The organism is Megasphaera sp. AM44-1BH (genome assembly GCF_003467125.1).
Classification (GTDB): Bacteria; Bacillota; Negativicutes; order Veillonellales; family Megasphaeraceae; genus Megasphaera.
Window position 1 is genome coordinate 18009 of sequence record NZ_QSFA01000005.1, and the last position, 22682, is coordinate 40690.

At 49.5% G+C, this 22682-nt stretch carries 13 protein-coding genes, 2 tRNA genes and 3 rRNA genes; 16 read left to right on the forward strand and 2 right to left on the reverse strand.

The window, feature by feature from the left end; genetic code table 11:
• The first annotated feature begins 123 nt into the window (after nucleotides 1-123).
• The 6 genes from glmS to rrf all read left to right on the forward strand — a co-directional run bounded on the left by glmS (nucleotide 124) and on the right by rrf (nucleotide 7405).
• On the forward strand, nucleotides 124-1953 hold the full coding sequence (gene glmS, locus DW949_RS05180; protein ID WP_118022186.1) for a glutamine--fructose-6-phosphate transaminase (isomerizing): 1830 nt from the start codon (nucleotides 124-126) through the stop codon (nucleotides 1951-1953).
• Between the two features lie 383 nt (nucleotides 1954-2336).
• Nucleotides 2337-3903 (forward strand): 16S ribosomal RNA (locus DW949_RS05185).
• 126 nt (nucleotides 3904-4029) lie between these two features.
• Nucleotides 4030-4106 (forward strand) — tRNA-Ile (locus DW949_RS05190).
• Nucleotides 4107-4138: 32 nt separating this feature from the next.
• Nucleotides 4139-4214: transfer RNA gene (locus DW949_RS05195), tRNA-Ala, on the forward strand.
• A gap of 100 nt (nucleotides 4215-4314) precedes the next feature.
• Nucleotides 4315-7226: ribosomal RNA gene (locus DW949_RS05200) — 23S ribosomal RNA — on the forward strand.
• Between the two features lie 62 nt (nucleotides 7227-7288).
• A 5S ribosomal RNA gene (gene rrf / locus DW949_RS05205) occupies nucleotides 7289-7405 on the forward strand.
• Together the 16S, 23S and 5S rRNA genes with 2 tRNA genes alongside form the textbook arrangement of a ribosomal RNA operon.
• 179 nt (nucleotides 7406-7584) lie before the next feature.
• Here the strand turns inward: rrf and DW949_RS05210 are convergent.
• A complete protein-coding gene (locus DW949_RS05210) occupies nucleotides 7585-7977 on the reverse strand; it encodes a hypothetical protein (protein WP_118022187.1) in 393 nt (130 codons plus the stop codon).
• Nucleotides 7978-8204: 227 nt separating this feature from the next.
• Here DW949_RS05210 and DW949_RS05215 point away from each other — a divergent pair, with 227 nt between their 5' ends.
• The 5 genes from DW949_RS05215 (at nucleotide 8205) to larA (ending at nucleotide 15237) form a co-directional block, all read left to right on the forward strand.
• Complete coding sequence (locus DW949_RS05215; protein WP_118022188.1) at nucleotides 8205-9458, forward strand: pyridoxal phosphate-dependent aminotransferase; 1254 nt, start codon at nucleotides 8205-8207, stop codon at nucleotides 9456-9458.
• 28 nt (nucleotides 9459-9486) lie between these two features.
• Entirely contained in the window at nucleotides 9487-10287 is an 801-nt protein-coding gene (gene proC, locus DW949_RS05220) for a pyrroline-5-carboxylate reductase (protein ID WP_118022189.1), read from the forward strand.
• A 429-nt stretch (nucleotides 10288-10716) separates the two neighbouring features.
• Nucleotides 10717-12255, forward strand: coding sequence for an L-lactate permease (locus tag DW949_RS05225; RefSeq protein WP_118022190.1), 1539 nt, complete (start codon nucleotides 10717-10719; stop codon nucleotides 12253-12255).
• 76 nt (nucleotides 12256-12331) lie between these two features.
• Nucleotides 12332-13753, forward strand: a complete 1422-nt coding sequence (locus tag DW949_RS05230) for an FAD-binding oxidoreductase (RefSeq protein ID WP_118022191.1) — start codon at nucleotides 12332-12334, stop codon at nucleotides 13751-13753.
• 200 nt (nucleotides 13754-13953) lie between these two features.
• Nucleotides 13954-15237: a nickel-dependent lactate racemase gene (gene larA, locus DW949_RS05235; protein WP_118022192.1), complete on the forward strand. Its 1284-nt coding sequence runs from the start codon at nucleotides 13954-13956 to the stop codon at nucleotides 15235-15237.
• An 80-nt stretch (nucleotides 15238-15317) separates the two neighbouring features.
• Here larA and DW949_RS05240 read toward each other — a convergent pair whose 3' ends face one another.
• Entirely contained in the window at nucleotides 15318-15629 is a 312-nt protein-coding gene (locus tag DW949_RS05240) for a DUF6506 family protein (protein ID WP_118022193.1), read from the reverse strand.
• A gap of 193 nt (nucleotides 15630-15822) precedes the next feature.
• Here DW949_RS05240 and DW949_RS05245 point away from each other — a divergent pair, with 193 nt between their 5' ends.
• From DW949_RS05245 to dpaL, 5 genes are all read left to right on the forward strand, one after another.
• Nucleotides 15823-17283, forward strand: coding sequence for a sodium:solute symporter (locus DW949_RS05245; RefSeq protein ID WP_118022194.1), 1461 nt, complete (start codon nucleotides 15823-15825; stop codon nucleotides 17281-17283).
• 156 nt (nucleotides 17284-17439) lie between these two features.
• Nucleotides 17440-18090 (forward strand): transcriptional regulator, encoded by a 651-nt coding sequence (locus DW949_RS05250; protein WP_118022195.1) that lies wholly within the window; start codon nucleotides 17440-17442, stop codon nucleotides 18088-18090.
• Nucleotides 18091-18462: 372 nt separating this feature from the next.
• The gene (locus tag DW949_RS05255; RefSeq protein WP_118022196.1) at nucleotides 18463-19683 is read left to right on the forward strand and encodes a YgeY family selenium metabolism-linked hydrolase; all 1221 of its coding nucleotides are present in this window, start codon (nucleotides 18463-18465) and stop codon (nucleotides 19681-19683) included.
• The gene (locus DW949_RS05260) at nucleotides 19680-21281 is read left to right on the forward strand and encodes an amidohydrolase family protein (RefSeq protein WP_118022197.1); all 1602 of its coding nucleotides are present in this window, start codon (nucleotides 19680-19682) and stop codon (nucleotides 21279-21281) included. Before DW949_RS05255 ends, DW949_RS05260 begins: the two co-directional genes overlap by 4 nt.
• Nucleotides 21282-21451: 170 nt before the next feature.
• Nucleotides 21452-22660: a diaminopropionate ammonia-lyase gene (gene dpaL, locus DW949_RS05265; protein ID WP_118022198.1), complete on the forward strand. Its 1209-nt coding sequence runs from the start codon at nucleotides 21452-21454 to the stop codon at nucleotides 22658-22660.
• Nucleotides 22661-22682: the final 22 nt, after the last annotated feature.

Here is a 22682-nt window from a genome sequence, read left to right on the forward strand (position 1 = left end):
TCCAGCCGTTATGCAATGAAAAAAATCACACTGGCAACAGGGTGGACAAAGACTTTGCAGGGAGTGCACAGGGGCAGTGCGCCCGTTTTGCGGCGTGCCCCGGAAAACAGGAGGAAAAAAATTATGTGTGGTATTGTTGGTTATGTTGGCGACCGCCAGGCGGCAGATTTTCTTTTGGAAGGCCTTGCTAAATTAGAGTACAGAGGCTATGATTCTGCCGGCATAGCTGTATATCATGATGGTAAAATAAAAGTGCAAAAAAAAGTGGGCCGACTGGTCAACTTGAAGAAAGTGGTGGAACAGGACCCCAATATCGGGACTATTGGCATTGGTCATACTCGCTGGGCTACCCATGGCGGCCCTTCTGATGTCAATTCTCATCCTCATATGAGTATGGACGGGAAATTTGCAGTCGTCCACAATGGCATCATTGAAAACTACATGACGTTAAAAGAAGAATTACTGGCTAAAGGCTATCAGTTCAAATCGGAAACAGATACGGAAGTTGTGGCTCATCTCTGCTCCGACATGTATGACGGTGATTTTGCCAGTACCGTCCGCCGCGTGCTGAAACGGCTCCGCGGCTCTTATTCGCTGGTTTTCATGACCACCTATCAGCCCGACACGATTATCTGCTGCAAAAAAGATAATCCGCTCATTGTCGGCCTCGGTGATGGAGAAAATTATATTGCATCGGATATCCCGGCAATCCTGAATTACACGCGCCGGACCTATATCATGAACGATGGCGAAGTCGCTATTGTCAAAAAAGACAGCGTCTGGGTGACCGACCTGGATGGGCAGCCGGTTTCCAAAAAAGTATTTGAAGTCAACTGGGATGCCGAAGCGGCTGAAAAAGGCGGATTTGAACATTTCATGATTAAAGAAATTTTTGAACAGCCGAAAGCTATCCGTGATACCCTGAGCTGCCGTGTTTCGGAAGACGGGAAATCGGTCAAATTCGATGAGCTCAGCTGGGCGCCGGAAGATGTCAAATCTATCGGTAAAATCATGATTACCGCCTGCGGCACGGCCTATCATGCCGGGCTTCTGGCCAAGTATTTCATTGAAAAACTGGCCCGTATTCCCGTCGAAGTAGATATTGCCTCTGAATACCGTTATCGCGATCCTCTGACGGACAGCAAGACGCTGTGCATCATTATCAGCCAGTCCGGGGAAACTATTGATACGCTGGCGGCCCTCAAAGAAGCCAAACGTCGGGGAGCCCGCTCTCTGGCCATTACCAACGTCGTCGGTTCGTCCATTTCCCGGGAAGCCGATCAGGTGGTCTATACCTGGGCAGGACCGGAGATTGCTGTAGCATCGACAAAAGCCTATACGACCCAGCTCGTAGCATTGCTGCTCCTGGCACTCTATATGGGCCGTCTCAATGGTCAGCTCAGTGCGGAAAAGGAAACACAGATTCTTCAGGATCTGCAGAAAGTACCAGAACAGTGCCAGTATATCTTTGACCATGCCAGCGATGTCAAAGAACTGGCTGAAAAGTTCAAAAATAAAGAAGATGTCTTCTTCATTGGCCGCTCCATGGATTATGGACTGGCTATGGAAGGGGCGTTAAAGCTGAAGGAAATTTCCTATATCCATGCCGAAGCCTATGCCGGTGGTGAACTGAAACACGGCACACTGGCCCTGATTATCGATGGCGTTCCCGTCATTGCCCTGGCTACCCAGCGGGATGTAGAAGAAAAAATGATCAGCAACATAAAGGAAGTCAAAGCCCGTAATGCCCAGGTAGTAGGCGTCGTACAGGAAGATGATACAGAAGTAGCCAAGACGGTGGATTCTGTCATTAAAATCCCGAAATCGGATAATTTTGTCATGCCTATCATGACGGTCATTCCCTTGCAGCTGCTGGCGTATTATGCAGCCGTAGCCAGAGGAAATGACGTAGATAAACCGAGAAATCTGGCAAAGAGTGTCACTGTAGAATAAAAAGCAGGTGTAGTAATCCGCTGTGTGAACGAAAGAGCGTTCATGCAGCGGATTTTTTTAGATTGTGTAAAAAATGCCCTTGACAAGAGGGGCAGAGTAGGATATACTAAACAAGCTGTTGAGCGGACGTGAAGGCTTCCTTCCTCCCACTCAAAAGCATTTGAAAAAAGAGCTTGACAAACTTCTTTGAGTTTGTTAAGATATACAAGTCGCCACGATGAGCGATGAGCTTCTCTCATCTTTCTCTTGCGGGCGGCAGATGACCTTTGAAAACTGAACAATGCAACATACGAATGAACGCCAGGTGCGAGGTTCTAGAGATAGAACGTCAAACAATGAGTAACAAACCAACAAAAGTAAGAATGAGCTAGCGCTCTTCACATATCATGGAGAGTTTGATCCTGGCTCAGGACGAACGCTGGCGGCGTGCTTAACACATGCAAGTCGAACGAGAGGACATGAAAAGCTTGCTTTTTATGGAATCGAGTGGCAAACGGGTGAGTAACGCGTAAGCAACCTGCCCTGCAGATGGGGACAACAGCTGGAAACGGCTGCTAATACCGAATACGAAGCAGCTCCCGCATGGGGGCAGCTTGAAAGGATGGCCTCTGAATATGCTATCGCTGCAGGAGGGGCTTGCGTCTGATTAGCTGGTTGGAGGGGTAACGGCCCACCAAGGCGACGATCAGTAGCCGGTCTGAGAGGATGAACGGCCACATTGGGACTGAGACACGGCCCAGACTCCTACGGGAGGCAGCAGTGGGGAATCTTCCGCAATGGACGAAAGTCTGACGGAGCAACGCCGCGTGAGTGAAGACGGCCTTCGGGTTGTAAAGCTCTGTTATACGGGACGAACGGGCGAGGGGCTAATACCCTCTTGTCGTGACGGTACCGTAAGAGAAAGCCACGGCTAACTACGTGCCAGCAGCCGCGGTAATACGTAGGTGGCAAGCGTTGTCCGGAATTATTGGGCGTAAAGGGTGCGCAGGCGGTCTCTTAAGTCTGTCTTAAAAGTGCGGGGCTTAACCCCGTGAGGGGACGGAAACTGGGAGACTGGAGTATCGGAGAGGAAAGCAGAATTCCTAGTGTAGCGGTGAAATGCGTAGATATTAGGAGGAATACCAGTGGCGAAAGCGGCTTTCTGGACGACAACTGACGCTGAGGCACGAAAGCCAGGGGAGCGAACGGGATTAGATACCCCGGTAGTCCTGGCCGTAAACGATGGGTACTAGGTGTAGGAGGTATCGACCCCTTCTGTGCCGGAGTTAACGCAATAAGTACCCCGCCTGGGGAGTACGGCCGCAAGGCTGAAACTCAAAGGAATTGACGGGGGCCCGCACAAGCGGTGGAGTATGTGGTTTAATTCGACGCAACGCGAAGAACCTTACCAAGCCTTGACATTGATCGCAACGGGTAGAGATACCCGGTTCCTCTTCGGAGGACGAGAAAACAGGTGGTGCACGGCTGTCGTCAGCTCGTGTCGTGAGATGTTGGGTTAAGTCCCGCAACGAGCGCAACCCCTATCTTCTGTTACCAGCGAGTTAAGTCGGGGACTCAGGAGAGACTGCCGCAGACAATGCGGAGGAAGGCGGGGATGACGTCAAGTCATCATGCCCCTTATGGCTTGGGCTACACACGTACTACAATGGCTCTTAATAGAGGGAAGCGAAAGGGCGACCTGGAGCAAACCCCAAAAACAGAGTCCCAGTTCGGATTGCAGGCTGCAACCCGCCTGCATGAAGGAGGAATCGCTAGTAATCGCAGGTCAGCATACTGCGGTGAATACGTTCCCGGGCCTTGTACACACCGCCCGTCACACCACGAAAGTCATTCACACCCGAAGCCGGTGAGGCAACCGCAAGGAACCAGCCGTCGAAGGTGGGGGCGATGATTGGGGTGAAGTCGTAACAAGGTAGCCGTATCGGAAGGTGCGGCTGGATCACCTCCTTTCTAGGGAAAGAGGCTGGAAGGAGAGCTAAGGCTCTGACTTTCAGTGATTCTTAGGTCGGCATTCTGGCAAGTATGAAGCATTGTTTAGTTTTGAGAGGCCATCCTCTCAAGAAGAAAATCGCATATGGGCCTATAGCTCAGCTGGTTAGAGCGCACGCCTGATAAGCGTGAGGTCGGTGGTTCAAGTCCACCTAGGCCCACCATACTTTATCCTTGAAAAGGGTAAAGGGATAGTGGGGGTGTAGCTCAGCTGGGAGAGCACCTGCCTTGCAAGCAGGGGGTCAGGAGTTCGATTCTCCTCATCTCCACCAGATTTTCTTTTATGGCGTACCTTGACAACTGTATAGAAAACGAAGAAATACCTCTTTTTTGAATGAAAAAGAGACTTAACGAACCTTAGAAAAAAGAGCAAGTCAAGTAAGTAAGGGCGTACGGCGGATGCCTTGGCTATATCAGCCGAAGAAGGACGCGATAAGCTGCGATAAGCTGCGGTGAGGTGCAAGTAACCGTTGACCCGCAGATGTCCGAATGGGGAAACCCGGCGTGAGGAGTCACGTCATCCTCTCAGGAGGAAGGGCACCCGGTGAACTGAAACATCTAAGTAGCCGGAGGAAAAGGAATCAAAAGAGATACCCTGAGTAGCGGCGAGCGAAAGGGGCAGAGCCCAAACCGGGATGGGAAACCAATCCGGGGTTGCGGACTGCGATAAACTGCACGAGCGAAGCAGAATGAGCTGGGAAGCTCAGCCAGAGAGAGTGAGAGCCTCGTAAGCGCAAGCAGATGCAGGGAGCAGGATCCAGAGTACCACGAGACACGAGAAACCTTGTGGGAAGCAGGGGGGACCACCCTCCAAGGCGAAACACTGATATAGACCGATAGCGCATAGTACCGTGAGGGAAAGGTGAAAAGAACCCCGGGAGGGGAATGAAAGAGAACCTGAAACCGTATGTCTACAAGCAGTCGGAGCACTTTAAACGTGCGACGGCGTGCCTATTGAAGAATGAACCGGCGAGTTGCTTCATCCAGCGAGGTTAAGCAGGAAATGCGGAGCCGCAGCGAAAGCGAGTCTGAAGAGGGCGAGAAGTTGGAGGGAGCAGACCCGAAACCACAGTGATCTACCCATGTCCAGGTTGAAGCACAGGTAAAAATGTGTGGAGGACCGAACCAGTGAGCGTTGAAAAGCTTTTGGATGAGATGTGGGTAGGGGTGAAATGCCAATCGAACGTGGAGATAGCTGGTTCTCCCCGAAATAGCTTTAGGGCTAGCCTCATGGAGAGAGTACAGGCGGTAGAGCACTGAACAGGGTAGGGGCCTATCCGGCTACTGAACCTAATCAAACTGCGAATGGCTGTACTTATACATGGGAGTCAGACTGCGAGTAATAAGACCCGTAGTCAAGAGGGAAACAGCCCAGACCAACAGCTAAGGTCCCCAATGCCGTACTAAGTGGCGAAGGATGTGGAATTTCGAAAACAACCAGGATGTTGGCTCAGAAGCAGCCACCATTAAAAGAGTGCGTAATAGCTCACTGGTCGAGAGACTCTGCGCCGAAGATGACCGGGGCTGAAGTACGGAACCGAAGCTTTGGCATGTACGAAAGTACATGGGTAGGGGAGCGTTCCTGCATGGGAGAAGCGGTACCGGAAGGAGCCGTGGACAGGCAGGAAGAGAGAATGCCGGTATGAGTAGCGAAAAGAAAGGTGAGAATCCTTTCCACCGAAAGCCTAAGGGTTCCTGGGCAACGCTCGTCGTCCCAGGGTAAGTCGGGGCCTAATCCGAGGCGGAGACGCGTAGGAGATGGACAACAGGTTGAGATTCCTGTACTGCATCCGTTCGTTCGAGCGACGGAGTGACGCAAGAAGGAAAGCGCGCGTGCGACTGGAAGAGCACGTCCAAGCAGGTAGGTCGGGAGACAGGCAAATCCGTCTCCCATAAGGCTGAGATGTGATGGGGAGCTTCTGGAGACAGAAGCGAAGGGGCCGGCACTATATTGCCAAGAAAAGCTTCTAGTGAGAACGGATGCACCCGTACCGAAACCGACACAGGTAGGCAGGAAGAGAATTCTAAGGTGCGCGGGATAACCCTCGTTAAGGAACTCGGCAAAATATATCCGTAACTTCGGGAAAAGGATAGCCTGTAGTCAGTGAAGTGCAGAAACGCACGGAGCTAAGGCAGGCGGCAGAAGAGAGGCCCAAGCGACTGTTTACCACAAACACAGGCGTCTGCTAAAGGGAAACCTGACGTATAGATGCTGACACCTGCCCGGTGCTGGAAGGTTAAGAGGACTTGTTAGCGCAAGCGAAGCAGAGAATTGAAGCCCCAGTAAACGGCGGCCGTAACTATAACGGTCCTAAGGTAGCGAAATTCCTTGTCGGGTAAGTTCCGACCCGCACGAAAGGTGTAACGATTTGGGCACTGTCTCAACGAGGGACCCGGTGAAATTGAAGTACCTGTGAAGATGCAGGTTACCCGCGACTGGACAGAAAGACCCCATGGAGCTTTACTGTAACCTGAGATTGAATTCTGGTAGGAGATGTACAGGATAGTTGGGAGGCTTAGAAGCGAGTACGCCAGTATTCGCAGAGCCAATGGTGGGATACCAACCTTGTTTTATTGGAATTCTAACGAGAAGCGTAACGAGCTTGCGGACAGTCTCAGGCGGGCAGTTTGACTGGGGCGGTCGCCTCCGAAAGAGCAACGGAGGCGCCCAAAGGTTCCCTCAGTGCGGACGGAAACCGCACGAAGAGTGCAAAGGCAGAAGGGAGCTTGACTGCGAGACGGACAGGTCGAGCAGGGACGAAAGTCGGGCTTAGTGATCCGGTGGCATAGAGTGGAATAGCCATCGCTCAACGGATAAAAGCTACCCTGGGGATAACAGGCTTATCTCTCCCAAGAGTCCATATCGACGGGGAGGTTTGGCACCTCGATGTCGGCTCATCACATCCTGGGGCTGAAGTAGGTCCCAAGGGTTGGGCTGTTCGCCCATTAAAGTGGTACGCGAGCTGGGTTCAGAACGTCGTGAGACAGTTCGGTCCCTATCCATCGCGGGCGGAAGAAACTTGAAAGGGGCTGCTCCTAGTACGAGAGGACCGGAGTGGACCGACCAATGGTGTACCAGTCATGACGCCAGTTGTGCAGCTGGGTAGCTACGTCGGGGACGGATAAACGCTGAAAGCATCTAAGCGTGAAACCAGCCTAGAGATGAGGTTTCTCATTACGTAAGTAAGTAAGGTCCCACAGAGACGATGTGGTTGATAGGCCGGGAGTGGAAGTACAGTGATGTACGGAGCGGACCGGTACTAATAGACCGAGGACTTGACTTAAGCAGTACGTTAAGAAAGAGCGTTTTCTATACAGTTGTCAGGGCACGACCCTGACAAAAGAATTCAGTGGCGATAGCTGCGGGGATCCACCTGTTCCCATGCCGAACACAGCAGTTAAGCCCGCAAACGCCGAAAGTACTTGGGGGGAAGCCCCCTGGGAGGATAGGAAGCCGCTGATTAGGGAAAAAGCACTAGCTTATGCTGGTGCTTTTTTGTTTGATGTTTGACGTTTGGAGTGAATAAAAAAGACACCAATCGTGTTAGGCTGGTGTCCTTTTCATCAGGTGGCTGCTTTCTAGCTGCAGACTGCGGCCTTCCCTCGGCCTGCAGACTGCGAACCGCGAATGGCGGCTCTCGACTATGTTAATTCGTATTTTTGTTTTTTTTGATATCGTATCATCCATACCTGGTCCTGATTGTCAAAGAGGACGGTCAGATAGTAATCTGGATATACTTTATCGGATAGAAGGTAAGCATGGCCGATTTCCTTTAATTCATACATAAATGAAAATGCAGGCCTGAGCGTAGGGAGAATTGTATTTTTTTTATCTCCTATTTTTATGCCATAAAAGGAATGAAGAACGGTATCTTCTGCACTGATGATTATTTCCCCCTTTTCCTGCCGGTCTGCATAGACATCGCGACACCAGACCTGGCTACGTGCCGGCGTGGCTGCCTGGGATGATATACAGACGATGCATAGTGCTATCAGGAAAAATAATATGCGTAGTATGGGATGGATTCTTTTCATGACAGAGTACTCCTTTCCATATGGCTTTTGTCAGATATAAATGGTATCTCCCTCATAACCGTCATAGTTCCTGTGGATCTTTATTTATGTATAGTATATCATGAGCAGCGGGGTTTATATTATTTTGTATTCAAAATACATGCGTAAAACGTTTACCCTTTTCTTGTCAGCTACTTTCAGATGTGGTATAAATGAATAGGTAACTAAAAAAGGGGAGTTGATTCTAAATGGGTATGAGTGTTGCTGCTAATCATGCAAAAGGTAAGTTTGCTGCTGATGCTATTATGGCAGCTGCGGCACGTTGCACAGAAGACGTTAAGAAAAATGGGGCTGATGCTGTCATAAATGGCACAATTGGTTCTATTATAGATGAAAATGGCGATCTCGTCGTGCTGCAGATTGTAAAAGACACATTAAAACAACTGACGCCGAATCAGATTGTAGCTTATGCGCCGATTCCGGGATTTCCTGAATATCTCGCTGCGGCTATCGACCAGTGTTTCTGCGATTCCCGTCCGGAAGGATATATTCGTGCTATTGCGACACCAGGCGGTTCTGGTGCCATTCATACGGCAGTTCACAATTATTCAGACCCTGGCGATGAAGTCCTGACGACTGATTGGTGCTGGGGAGCATACCGCAATATTATCCGTGACGACAACCGTGTTCTCCGCGAATTTGAATTGCTGACAGACGACGGGAAATTCAATATGCAGAGTTTTTCCGAAAATCTGCAGGATCTCATCAATAAACAACACAACACGGTCATTATCCTGAATTCTCCTGCCAATAATCCTACTGGATTCGGACTGAATCTGGATGAATGGGATGCCGTTCTTTCGTTTATTAAATCGGCGGTCGAAGGAAAAGATAAAAATGTCATCCTCGTTTCCGATGTAGCGTATCTCGATTATAGCGGGGAAAAGCAGGAATGCCGCCGTTTCTTCAAAAAGTTCGGAAATCTGCCGGCTAATATCCTTCCTATCGTCGCATATACCTGTTCCAAAGGGTTTACCTTGTATGGCCAGCGTATGGGTGCGATGATCGGAATCACCTCCAGTGAAGATGTAGCTGATGAATTTACGGCTATTAATAAGTACACCGCCCGTGCTACCTGGTCCAATCCGACCAGCTCGGCTATGTGGACGATGATAGAAATTACGAAAGATCCGGAAAAAGTAGCCCGCCTCGATGCAGAACGGGCACAGTATTTCCAGATGATTAAAGAACGGGCAGATATATTTATGAAAGAAGCGGCTGACTGCGGATTGAAGATTCTGCCATATTTGTCGGGTTTCTTCATTACTATCCCGATGATTGGCTCAGATAAGGTATGTGCAGCTCTTGAAAAAGAACATATCTATCTCGTTCCCCTGAAAAAAGGTATCCGTCTTGCCGTCTGCTCTGTATCCAAGAAGAAAATTACGGGCCTTGCAGCTAAGGTAAAGGCAGCTGTCGATGCAGCTGGCATTGTACAGTAACTGCTGCTGTATAAAGGAGGGATATCCTATGTTTAAGACAATTGGTATTCTCGGCACCGGCAATATGGGACGGGCTATTGCTATGGGCCTGGTGCGGTCCGGCCTTATCGAAGGGAAACAACTCGTATTGTATAATATCCACAAAGCAAAAGCACAGCGTCTGGCCGATGAAACTGGTGCCAGTGTCGTCGATTCTGCTGCTGAATTGGTGCAGAAATCCCAGGCGGTTATCCTGGCGGTCAAGCCGTTCATTATGCCTGGTGTCCTCAAAGAGATTTATCCGGTTATAGCACCGGACAAGGTGATGATTTCCATTGCTGCAGGACTTACGCTGCAACGCCTGGCTGATGCCATGCCGGCAGGAACAAAAATCGTCCGCGTCATGCCAAACACTCCTTCTATGGTGGGAGAAGGTATGGCAGCTCTTTGTTTTAATGAAGTCGTGGCAGATGCTGAAAAGGATGATTCCGTCGCTATTTTCCGCAGTTTTGGCAAAGCAGAAGTCGTGGAGGAACGGCTTATCGATGCTGTCTGTGGCCTGAGTGGCAGCGGTCCGGCTTTTGTGTACATGTTTATCGAAGCACTGGCAGATGCGGGTGTGCGGGAAGGTATGTTCCGGCCTATGGCCTATACGTTTGCCGCGCAGACCGTCTTAGGTGCTGCCAAGATGGTACTGGACACAGGAGAACATCCGGGCAAGCTGAAAGATGATGTATGCTCTCCCGGCGGTACGACGATTGAAGCTGTACGAGTTCTGGAAGAAAGCGGTTTCCGTGCAGCTGCCATGAATGCTGTTATTGCGTCGGCTGAAAAAAACAAGAACTTGTAGGTTGCTATAAGCGTCAACACTACATATGCGATGACCGGTTTACATACTATGGTTTGTAAACCGGTCAATTTTTATGTTATATACCTAAAAAGAATAACATATCATTCCATTTAGGTATAATAAAAAATCATAGGTTATTTGTGAACTGTTGAACAATATTAATAATATTAAAAAAATACGACAATAATTTAAATTAATAAAACAATCATGCGAATTTATCAATTTAGTCATCCATACGTTGTGAAATATATATAACCCATATGTATAAATGTAATTTACTTATCTATGTCGCCGTTGTATAATTAAATCATGAGATTGACTCCGGAGATAATCAAAAAAAGAACTGGTCTTATTCATGATGTCTGGCTGTGAATGAGCCACCTGCCTGTTAACGGCGTGAAACGTGTGTTTGATGAAAGGGTGGTTTGAATGGTTCTGCTTGCTTTGCTCCCGATACTATTTTTGATCGTAGCATTGGGATTTTTGAAGATGGCTGGTTGGAAGGCCTGCCCGATTGCGGCAGTCATTGCATTTGTCATTGCCGTCTTTGCCTTTGATATGCCTGCGGGCATTGCTGTTTCTGCAGCACTGGAAGGGGTAGCCCTGGCATGCTGGCCGATTTTGCTCGTCATTATAATGGCTTTATTTGCTTACAAATTAACAGTAGCGACAGGCAGTCTGGATATTATCAAACAGATGCTGACTACGGTCAGTGAAGATAAACGTGTCGTGTTCCTGCTCATTGCCTGGGGCTTCGGGACGTTTATGGAAGGGATGGCCGGATTCGGTACAGCCGTAGCTATTCCGGCAGCAATGCTGGTGGCGTTGGGATATCCGCCTATCCGGACGATTGTTGCCTGCCTGATTTCCAATGCTGTAGCACCGTCCTTCGGGTCCATCGGTATTCCGACGACGACTATGGCAGCCGTTACCGGTCTGGATGCCGGTGTCCTGGCTACGAACGTTTCTGTTGTGTCCTTTATCCCGGATCTCATTGCCCCGTTCCTGATTGTCATCTGCATCGGCGGTGGTATCAAAGCAATCAAAGGCGTAGGTATTGTTACCCTGCTTTCCGGTCTGGCTCTTGCCATCCCCGAATTGTTTATTTCCATGACAGTCGGGGCTGAACTGCCGGTTATGGTTTCTTCCATTATCATCATGGCAGTCATTGTCCTTTATTCCAGAGCTTGCAAATCGACAAGCAATCCGGAATATAAGTTTGATATCGATACCAGCGACCAGAAGCCTGTTTCCTTTGGTGAAGGCGTCAAAGCCGCTATGATTTTTATCCTTATCTTCGTATTCCTAGTAGGTACGTCAAAACTGTTCCCGTTCATCAACGGTCCGCTGGCTTCCATTAAGACCTCTGTCCTGATTTATGCTGGGCCGGGTGCCAAACCGTATACCTTTACGTGGATTGCCGTTCCTGGTGTCATGATCTTCATTGCTACTATCCTCGGCGGCCTCTATCAGGGCGCTTCTGCCGGCAAGATTGCACAGGTCTTTAAAGATAACTTTGTCGGCCTGCGCTTTACTTATCTGACTATCATTGCTGTCGTCGTCGTCGCTAAAGTCATGACATACTCCGGTATGACCCAGGAAATAGCAGATGCCCTGGTATTTGCAACAGGAAATGCCTATCCAATCGTGGCTCCCTTTGTTGGCGGGCTGGGCGCCTTTATTACCGGGTCCTGCACCAATGCCAACGTACTGTTCGGACCGCTCCAGACTTCCGCTGCGGCATCTCTTGGTATGAGTCCGGCGTGGATGGCCGGTGCCAGCTCGCTTGGCGGCTGTATCGGTAAGATGCTGTCTCCCCAGAGCATTGCTCTTGGCGTCGGTGCTGTCGGTGCCCTGGCAGAAGGTAAAGAAGGGGAAATCATGCGCGGGACGGCAGGGTACTGCCTGTTCCTTCTGATTATTGCCGGTATCCTGACATTTATCATCCCCAGTTTTCTGACGTTGTAAGTTAGTGGCTATACGCCGGTCCTATGCCGGTTTTATACAAAGTAAAGTGTTTTGCATTTAGAGGAGGAATTTTATTATGGCTAAAGGTATTGTTACCCCGGAACTCATTGAACAATTAAAAGCTATCGTTGGTGAAAAGTTCGTATACACCGATAAAGACAAACTGGAACCGTATTCCCATGACGAAGTAACGGATCCTCATTATATGAAAGAACCGCAGGTCGTCGTTTTGCCGGCTAATACAGAAGAAGTGGCCAAAGTCGTAAAGCTCTGTTATGACAATGATACGGTCATGGTTCCCCGTGCAGCAGGTACAGGCCTGGCAGCTGGCGCTGTAGCTACATTCGGCGGCGTCATCATTTCTATTGAACGGATGAACAAGATTCTTGAAATCGATAAACAGAACATGGTCTGCGTAACAGAACCGGGCGTTACGACGGCTGTATTGCAGGAAGAAGTACAGAAGGAAGGCCTGTTTTACGGTGGCGACCCCTGCAGCGGGGATTCCTGCTTCATCGGTGGCAACGTAGCAACCAACGCCGGCGGCAACCGCGCTGTTAAATACGGCGTAACCCGCGATCAGGTCATGGGCATCGAAGTCGTTACTCCGGAAGGTGAAATCGTTACGCTGGGCGGCAAATTCCGTAAAAATGCAACAGGCTATATGCTCATGCATCTTTATATCGGTTCCGAAGGGACCCTGGGTATCATCACCAAGATTTATCTGAAACTCGTGTCCCTGCCGAAATATCAGGCCGACCTGCTGCTTATATTCGATAATCTCGACGATGCCATCGCCCTGACACCGAAAGTCATGAATGCCGGCATTACCCCGGTCTGCGTAGAATTCATGGATAACGCTTCCATCAAACAGGTCGAAGTATTCCTCGATGAAAAACTGCCTCATTCTGATAACGGCAACTACATTATCATTCAGATTGCCGGTGACAACGAAGATGTCCTCGATGAACAGACTGAAAAAATCGTTGAAATCGCAGAAGAAAATAAAGCCATTGACTCCCTCGTCGCCGACCCGAAGGTTATCTGGAAATCCCGTAAAGCCTATCTGGAAGCCGACCGCGCACGCAGCCTCGTATTCTCCATGGAAGATATCGTCGTTCCTATGACGGAAATCCCTGGTGCTGTACAGCAGATTTCCCGCCTCTCCCAGAAATACGATGTCGCTATGCACTGCGCCGGCCACTGCGGCGATGGCAACGTCCATATCGATATCCTGAAAGATGACCGTACCCAGGAAGAATGGGAAGAAATGCTGCCGAAGATCCAGGGCGAAATCTATGCTCTCGTATACAGCCTGGGCGGCCGCCTCTCCGGTGAACACGGCATCGGCTATAAACGGGAAGCTCTCCTTGAAAAATACACGAACCCTGTAGAAGTCAAACTGATGAAAGCTGTCAAGAAGGCACTGGATCCGAAGAATATCATGAATCCGGGCAAAGTTATCAGCATTAACGACGAAGTTCCTGTAGAAGAATAATCACATAGTCTGCCGATAGGGCCAAAGGAAATACGATAGGAGGATGATACGCCACCGTGCCATCCTCTGAACGGATAACCTGAAGTTTGGCGTTTGAAGCAAAGAGGTTGTCATTGCAGGACAGCCTCTTTGCTATATCGGACAGTCAGATCTGGTAAGGCGTCATGTTTCGTTCATAATACAGAAAGGCTGGGATCTATATGCAGAAATTTTCTATTCCCTTTGGTAAGGGACATATTCATTTTGAACTGCCTGATGAACAAGTAGCAGGTGTACTGCTTTCGCATGCCCATGAATATAAAGCGCCCAAGTCAGAAGAAGAACTTGTTGCAGATGCGCTGGCCAATCCTATTGGAAGTCCCCGCCTGAGTGAACTGGCAAAGGGGAAAAAGACGTGCACCATCATTTCCAGTGACCATACGCGTCCGGTACCGAGCCATGTCATCATGCCACAGCTGCTGGCAGAACTGCGCAAAGGCAATCCGGATATTGATATTACCATACTGGTTGCAACCGGGATGCATCGTCCGACCACCCATGAAGAACTGGTCGCCAAATACGGAAAAGAAATTGCGGAAAAAGAAAAATTCATTATCCACGTCAGCCGCAATGATGATGATATGGTCAGCATCGGGACGCTGCCTTCCGGCGGGGAATGCCTGATCAATAAGGCTGCCGTCAATACGGACCTCCTCATTTCCGAAGGCTTTATCGAACCACATTTCTTTGCCGGCATGTCCGGTGGCCGTAAATCTGTCCTGCCAGGCATTGCCAGCAAGATTACGGTCCTGGCCAACCACTGCTCGGAATTCATTAATAGTCCTTATGCCCGTACAGGTATCCTCGAAGGCAATCCCATCCATAAAGATATGCTTTATGCAGCTAAAGCAGCCAAATTGGCATTTATCTGCAACGTCGTCATCGATGCCGATAAAAAAGTTATTGCCGCCTTTGCCGGTGACCGCGAACAGGCACATTACAAGGGCGTAGAATTTGAAATGAAGCTGGCCGGGGTCAAGCCCGTTCCGGCAGACATTGTCGTCACGACGAATGGCGGGTATCCTCTCGACCAGAATATCTACCAGTCCGTCAAGGGGATGACAGCAGCCGAAGCAACCTGTAAAGACGGCGGCGTCATTATTGACTGCTCGAGCTGTAATGACGGTCATGGCGGGGAAGATTTCTTCAACACCCTGAAACAGGCTAATGACCTGCAGAAAGCCATGGATGAAATCCTGGCACGGGATCGCAATGAAACCATTTTTGATCAGTGGGAATCGCAGATCCTATTGCGTTTACTGCTCCATTTTGATATTATAATGGTGACCGATGCCCCGAAGGACATGGTAGAAGCAATGCATCTGAAATATGCATCCAATATTGACGAAGCCTTTGCTATGGCGAAGAAGATCCTGGCAGATAAAGGAGTAGCTGATCCTAAAGTGACCGTTATTCCGGATGGCGTATCAGTTATCGTCAAATAAAAACAGAAGCTAATAAACACAGCGGTGTGTACAAATAGTTTGTACACACCGCTTTTTTTTACGTTTGTTTTGTTTTCCCGTTATTTTTTGATGAAAAATGCATCGCCGCTCTTATTGCCCATGCCAGGATGGATATCGAAGCGGACAACGCCGATTGCGGCTTTGCCGGCAACGGCTTGTTTGATCATAGCCGTTCCTTCTATGCCGAAGCCACCGCATAATTCGATGGCTCCTATCCCGTTTTCTACCAGCTTTTTTGCTTCTTCGACGGCTTCCTCATAGGATTTGACGCCGACTACAGTCAGGTCGAGACCGGGGCCGGGAATGACGGCTTTCTGCTTTTCCGGGTCATTGCCCGGGGCAATATACATGAATGCTGCCTGATAACTCATACCATATCGTCTCCTTTTCGTATTGATAGGTATATCATACGAAAGACCGCGGAGAAATGCAAGGCGCATCGGTCATAAAAGAAAACAGCAAAAAATAAAAAATATTTTTGCTAATTGACAAAATTTTAGTTCATAGATATGATAAAAACATAATCATTACTTGTTACTATCATATCATTAAGGAGGTATTTGTATGAGTGGATCTATTATTGTAGCTGCCGTTGTCATAGCATACATGGCATTTATGCTTTTCATCGGCTGGTACTCCAAACACATGATTTCCGGCAATGCAGACTTCATGGTCGCCGGCCGCCGTCTGGGGCCTATCCTGATGGCAGGGACACTGGCCGCCACGGAAATCGGCGGTGGCAGTTCGCTGGGCGTTGTCCAGCAGGGTATGGGAAAATACGGTATCAGCGCAGCCTGGTACGTCATCGCCATGGGCTTTGCTTTTGTCATTCTGACATTCCTGGCACCTAAATTCCGGGCATCGACAGTCAAGACAGTACCAGAATATTTCCGCCGCCGCTATGGACGGCTTCCTGGCATCATCACGGCTGTCGTCATGTTTTTGCCTCTTATCGGCCTGACGGCAGGACAGATGATTGCATCTGCTGTCATTCTTTCGACGATGATGGGAATCAGCTTTAAAGTCTCTGTTATCGCTATCTGTGTTATCGTTACCCTCTATTCCGTCATGGGGGGACTCTGGTCTGTTACGCTTACCGATTTTGTACAGGTCTTTTTCATCGTATTCGGTATGGCCGTAGCCCTTCCTTATGCCCTGAATCTGGCAGGCGGCTGGGATAATGTCGTTGCCAATGTGCCGGCTGAATCGCTGGATCTCTTTTCCGGTTACAGTGTTATCGATGTCGTGGCGCTGACGGTCATGTACATCACGACCTTTACGGTAGGCCAGGAAGCCGTATCCCGGTATTATGCGGCCCGTGACGGACGGACTGCCCAGAAAGGGTCTGTCATTGCTGCCATTATCAATTTCATCTATGGGTTTATCCCGGCGACATTGGGCGTCATTGTCCTGGCTCTCATCAACATGGGTGTCTTTGATGCGGCCCAGTTTCAGAGCGTCGGCTCCCGGTATGCCCTGCCGGTCCTGGCTGTTACGGCTATGCCGCCTCTCGTATGCGGTATCCTATTTGCCGGTGTCGTCTCAGCCACTATGTCCAGTGCCAGCTCGGACCTGTTAGGTGCCGGCTCCATTTTTGCCAACGATATTTATCGTCAGTATATCAAGACAAAAGCGACGGATGAAGAAGTGATGAAAGTCGCCAAGATCGTCATGGTCCTGGCAGGGTTGCTTTCCCTGTTTGTCGCCTTGTTCAATACATCGAGTATCATTGCGATTCTCATGTTTTCCTTCTCTCTCCGTGCTGCCGGTGCCTTCTTCCCGTATGTCATGGGGTTGTACTGGAAAGGTGCGTCCCTTGCCGGTACGATGGCATCTCTCATTGCCGGGACCATTGTCGTAGTCTATCTGGAACAGTTTACCCACGGCGTCATCTTTGGCATCAAATTTGGGCAGCCTATCCTGCCAGGTCTTGTCGTAAGTTTCATAGCGTTCATTGTTTTCTCTAAATTAATGCCGCCGAAAGAAAAAACGACAGAACTGGCCTATGACGAACACGAATCCTGATTCGTATGCCGGGCAGATCTTTTTCAGTTTTGTACGATTTTACTTTGCTTTTGCGGAGCAGAATATGGTATAGTAAAATAAAGTGATAAAGAAAATTTGTCATTACTGCAAAACAAATTTTTGCTCGTATATATTAGGAAACGGAGTCGTTGACCGATGAAAGAAAATATGCTAACTTTTTTGAAACAACTGGCCCGGGGCATTGCGCAGCAGTTCGGGCCCAGCTGTGAAGTCGTCGTCCATGACCTGAGCGGTGACAATGCAGAACATTCCATTGTTGCTATTGAAAATGGACACGTTACGCACCGCAAGGTTGGGGATGGCCCGTCTATGGCAGTTCTGGAAGCCTTGAGCGGCAAGCCGGAAAAATTGCATACCGATGGCAGCTATCTGACCAAGACAAAGGATGGACGCATCCTGAAATCGACGACTATTTATATCCGTGATGAACAACAGAAAATCATCGGTATTTTCTCTCTCAATTTTGATATTACGGAATTGATGATGGTCAGCAACGCTATTAATCCATTGGTATCCATTACGTCACAAAAAAGTGAAACCGGAAGTATTCCGCACAATGTGACGGAGCTTTTGCAGGAACTCATTGAAGAATCGACCCGTCAGGTAGGAAAACCGGTGCCGCTCATGACACGGGATGATAAAATCCGGGCTATTAAATTCCTCAATGACCATGGGGCACTGTTGATTACAAAAGCGGGAGATAAAATTTCCAAATATTTTGGCATCTCCAAATATACGCTGTACAGTTATATTGACAGCAGTAATAATGATGATGCACCCGTTTAGGGACAGAAAGGGGGCTGTCACATGCCGTACGGTATGCGACAGCCCCCTTTTGATGCGACCGATGCGTTAGTTCTGACGGGTATCGGGGAGTGCCAGAAAGCGATTGATGGTATAGATTGCCTGGATAGCCAGACGGGCGGCCCGTCCTGCTTTTTGCACTAATATATTCATATAAATCATCCTTTTCTAGAATTCTATTACTATAGCGCATATAATAATACGTGCCTTTCAGGAGATTGTCAAGATAAAAACAAGAATATTTTTTAGATTTCACGTAAAATATTGACAAAAAATTTGATTGTGCGTACCATAACAGGGAAGAAAGGGGACAATCCCCTGTCCTGTGTCTATAGAATAAAGGAGGAATGTGGTGTGGAAACCATATCTTGTGAAGACGTCCGGAAACTGTGTCAGGCGCTGATCCGCCAGCCCAGCCTGTCCGGACAGGAAGAAGGCGCCAGCCTTGCACTGCAGACGTATATGAAAGAACAAGGCGTATTCGATACGATCCAGGTAGATGACTATGGAAATACCCTGGCTTCTATCAAGGGATGCCGGCCGGGGCCGGTCGTACTCTTTGATGGACATATCGATACCGTTCCTGTCGAAGATGAAACGGCCTGGACCTATCCTCCCTTTGCCGGTGAGATTCACGACGGCCGCCTTTATGGCCGCGGAGCCAGTGATATGAAAGGGGCCCTGGCTGCTATGACTGTGGGAGCTGTACAGTTTGCCAGAAAGACAGGAAAGGACTTTGCTGGTACCTTGTATATTGCTGCCGTTGTCCATGAAGAATGTTTTGAAGGCGTTGCAGCCCGTGCCATCAGTCAGGCTGTCCATCCTGATTATGTCGTGATCGGGGAAGCTTCCGGACTAGACCTCAAAGTCGGACAGCGTGGCCGGGCGGAAATCGTGCTGGAATCACTGGGCCGTTCGTGTCATTCGGCCAATCCGGAGAAAGGCGTCAATGCCGTATATAAAATATGCAAGGCCATTTCCTGCCTGCAGCAGGTACCAGCTCCCATCCACCCCGTACTGGGAAAGGGGATTCTGGAATTGACCGATATCAAATCTTCACCCTATCCCGGAGCTTCAGTCGTTCCCGATTACTGCCGGGTTACGTACGACCGCCGTCTGCTGACGGGGGAAACGAAGGAATCTGTCCTGGCACCGCTCAAAAAAGCACTTTCCACATTGATGGAACAGGATGCGGAAGCTTCTTACCGCTTGTCCTATGCCGTAGGCAGGGAACGATGCTACACGGGCGCAGAAATCGAAGGGGAACGTTTTTTCCCAGGCTGGCTGTACGACAAACAGGCTGACTTTGTCCAGGCGGCGGCTGACGCGATGGGCAAGGCCGGATTTACGCCGGCTATCCGTCAGTATAACTTCTGTACCAATGGCAGCCACTATGCCGGGGAAGCCCATATTCCTACATTAGGACTGGGTCCCAGCCGGGAAGATCTGGCCCATACGGTAGATGAATACATAGAACTTTCCCAGCTTACAGGCGCTGTTACTTGCTATATGGCCGTTATGGGAGCTCTGCTTCAGGAACGGTTTGCACCGGGAAAAGGAGGCGCAGGTGCATGAGTATCCTCATTCAACACGGTACCGTCATCGATGGTACAGGGAAAAAAGGGTATACGGCCGATGTCCTCATCGATAGGGATCGTATCAGGGCAATCGGCCAGATCGAACTGTCGGGAGAGATGCAGTGCGTCGATGCATCGGGATGTGTGGTAGCGCCGGGGTTTATTGATACCCACAGTCACAGTGATATCGAGGTCCTGCAGGACAGCCGCGTCCTGCCAAAAGTCATGCAGGGTGTGACGACAGAAATCCTGGGGCAGGATGGCATATCCGTTGCGCCCCTGCCGGAAGAATACATTGCGACGTGGCGCCATAATCTGGCCGGTATCGGTGAGGATTCAGACCGCATAGACTGGCATTATCATACGACAGCGGGGTATCTGGAGCGGGTACGGGCTGCGCAGCCGGGAATCAATGAATGTTACCTCGTACCTCATGGCAATATCCGTATGGAAGCCATGGGCCTCGAAAACAGGCAGCCATCGGCAGCAGAATTGCAGAAAATGGCTGATATTACGCGGAGGGAAATGGAAGGCGGTGCCGTAGGCCTGTCCTCCGGCCTTATTTATCTTCCCTGCGTCTATGGCGGAAAAGAAGAACTCGTCACCATGTGCCGGGTCGTAGCGGAGTACCAGGGATGTTTTGTCGTCCATCAACGGAGCGAAGCCGATACGATTGTCGATTCTATGAACGAAATCATCGACATAGCCCGTCAGTCCGGTGTCCATCTCCATATTTCTCATTTTAAAGTCTGTGGCCGGAAAAACTGGCAGTATATCCCACAGGTGCTCCGGCTTCTCGATGAGGCTGAAGCAGAAGGGATAGATATCAGTTTTGACCAGACGCCTTACACGGCAGGCAGTACGATGATGAGCGCCATCCTGCCGCCATGGGTCCTGGAAGGCGGTACCGATTGTGTGCTCCGGCGCCTCTCTGATCAGACAATGCGGCAGAAAATGATTGCTGACATCCAGAAGGGGATTCCCGGCTGGGATGACTTTATCGATTTTGCAGGCCTCGATCAGATTTATGTTTCCAGCGTCAGGAGTAAAAAAAATCAGGATGCCGTCGGCCTCAATCTCATCGAACTGGGACAGAAACGGGGAAAAGACCCGTATAATGCCGTTTTTGATCTACTGTATGAAGAAGAAAATGACGTCCGGATGATCGATTTCTATTGCCAGGAAGACCATGTGTTGCAATTTATGAAACGTCCGGAAATGAATCTGAGCACCGACGGGCTCTATGGCAGTCATCCTCATCCGCGCCTGTATGGTGCGTTTCCCTATGTATTGCGAAAATATGTGAGAGAACAGCCTGTCTTTTCGCTGGAAGAAGCCGTGCACAAAATGACCGGTAAGGCTGCATCGGCATTCCGCCTGCGTGACCGGGGAGTACTGGCTGTCGGAAAAGCAGCAGACCTGACAATTTTTAAGGCCGATACCATCCGGGACAGGGCGACCTTTACTGACCCCATCCGCTTCCCGGAAGGCATAGAGCAGGTCTATGTCAATGGCGTGCTTACAGTCAGCCACGGACGCCATACCGGCGTCCGGAAGGGCCGTGTATTGACAAAAATGAATGGATATATCGTCTAGGTGTGACAAAAAAATATATATAACCTAAAAAAAATTTAGCTTATATCTTGCAAAAATGGAAAATCATGATATACTTTTAAGTATACAAAAACTTTTTGGATAACAAAAATATTTTTTAGAAAAATAAAATGAATACGCAGAGAAGATGTATGACAAGGAGGAGGAATATCATGGCAGATACCATGAAATGGGTGATGAATCACATGCCCAAAACGGAAGATAAGAATCTTCCTATTATGTCCGTAGACGAAGTCAGAAAGGCACAGGCCTTTCATCAGAGTTTTCCCCAGTACAAGGAAACGCCGCTGACGAAACTCCCTAAGATGGCGGACTATCTGGGGCTCGGTTCTATTTTCGTCAAAGATGAATCGTACCGTTTCGGCCTCAACGCATTTAAAGTATTGGGCGGGTCTTATTCTATGGCAAAATACATTGCCAAAGAAACAGGAAAAGATGTATCGGAACTGCCCTACGATGTGCTGACATCGGATAAGCTTCACGATGAATTCGGTACGGCGACATTCTTTACGGCGACAGACGGCAATCATGGCCGCGGCGTAGCCTGGGCAGCAAATAAACTGCATCAGAATGCCGTCGTGCATATGCCGAAGGGGACGACGCAGACCCGCCTGGAAAATATCAGGAAGCTCGGAGCCAAAGTCGATATCCTCGACCTGAATTATGATGACTGCGTACGCCAGGCTGCCAAAGAAGCCGCCGAAACGCCACGGGGCGTCATCGTGCAGGATACGGCATGGGATGGGTATGAAGAAATTCCGTCGTGGATCATGCAGGGCTATGGCACGATGGCCATGGAAGCTGCCCGGCAGCTGAAAGCACAGGGTGTAGAACGGCCGACCCACATATTTGTCCAGGCCGGTGTCGGTTCGCTGGCCGGTGCCGTCGTAGGATTCTTCTCCAATCTCTATAAAGACAATCCGCCTGTATTCGTCGTCGTTGAAGCCAAAGCAGCTGCCTGCCTCTATAAAGGCGCCGTAGCCGGCGATGGCAGACCGCGCATCGTCGATGGCGATATGCAGACCATCATGGCGGGCCTTGCCTGTGGGGAACCCAATACCATTTCCTGGGATATCCTGAAAAATCACGTCAAAATGTTCGTTGCGGCCCCTGACTGGGTGGCAGCCCAGGGCATGCGCATGCTGGGAGCTCCTATCAAAGGTGATCCGGCTATTACATCGGGTGAATCCGGTGCAGCTCCTTTCGGCGCCTTGTCAGTTCTCATGACTAGTGATGACTGCGCCGATGTCCGCAAAGAACTGGGACTGGATGAAAAAGCAAATGTCCTGGTATTCTCCACAGAAGGGGACACGGATCCGCAGCGGTACAAAAATATTGTCTGGAAAGGCCTCGATAAGTAACAATCACTAACACACTCTGTAA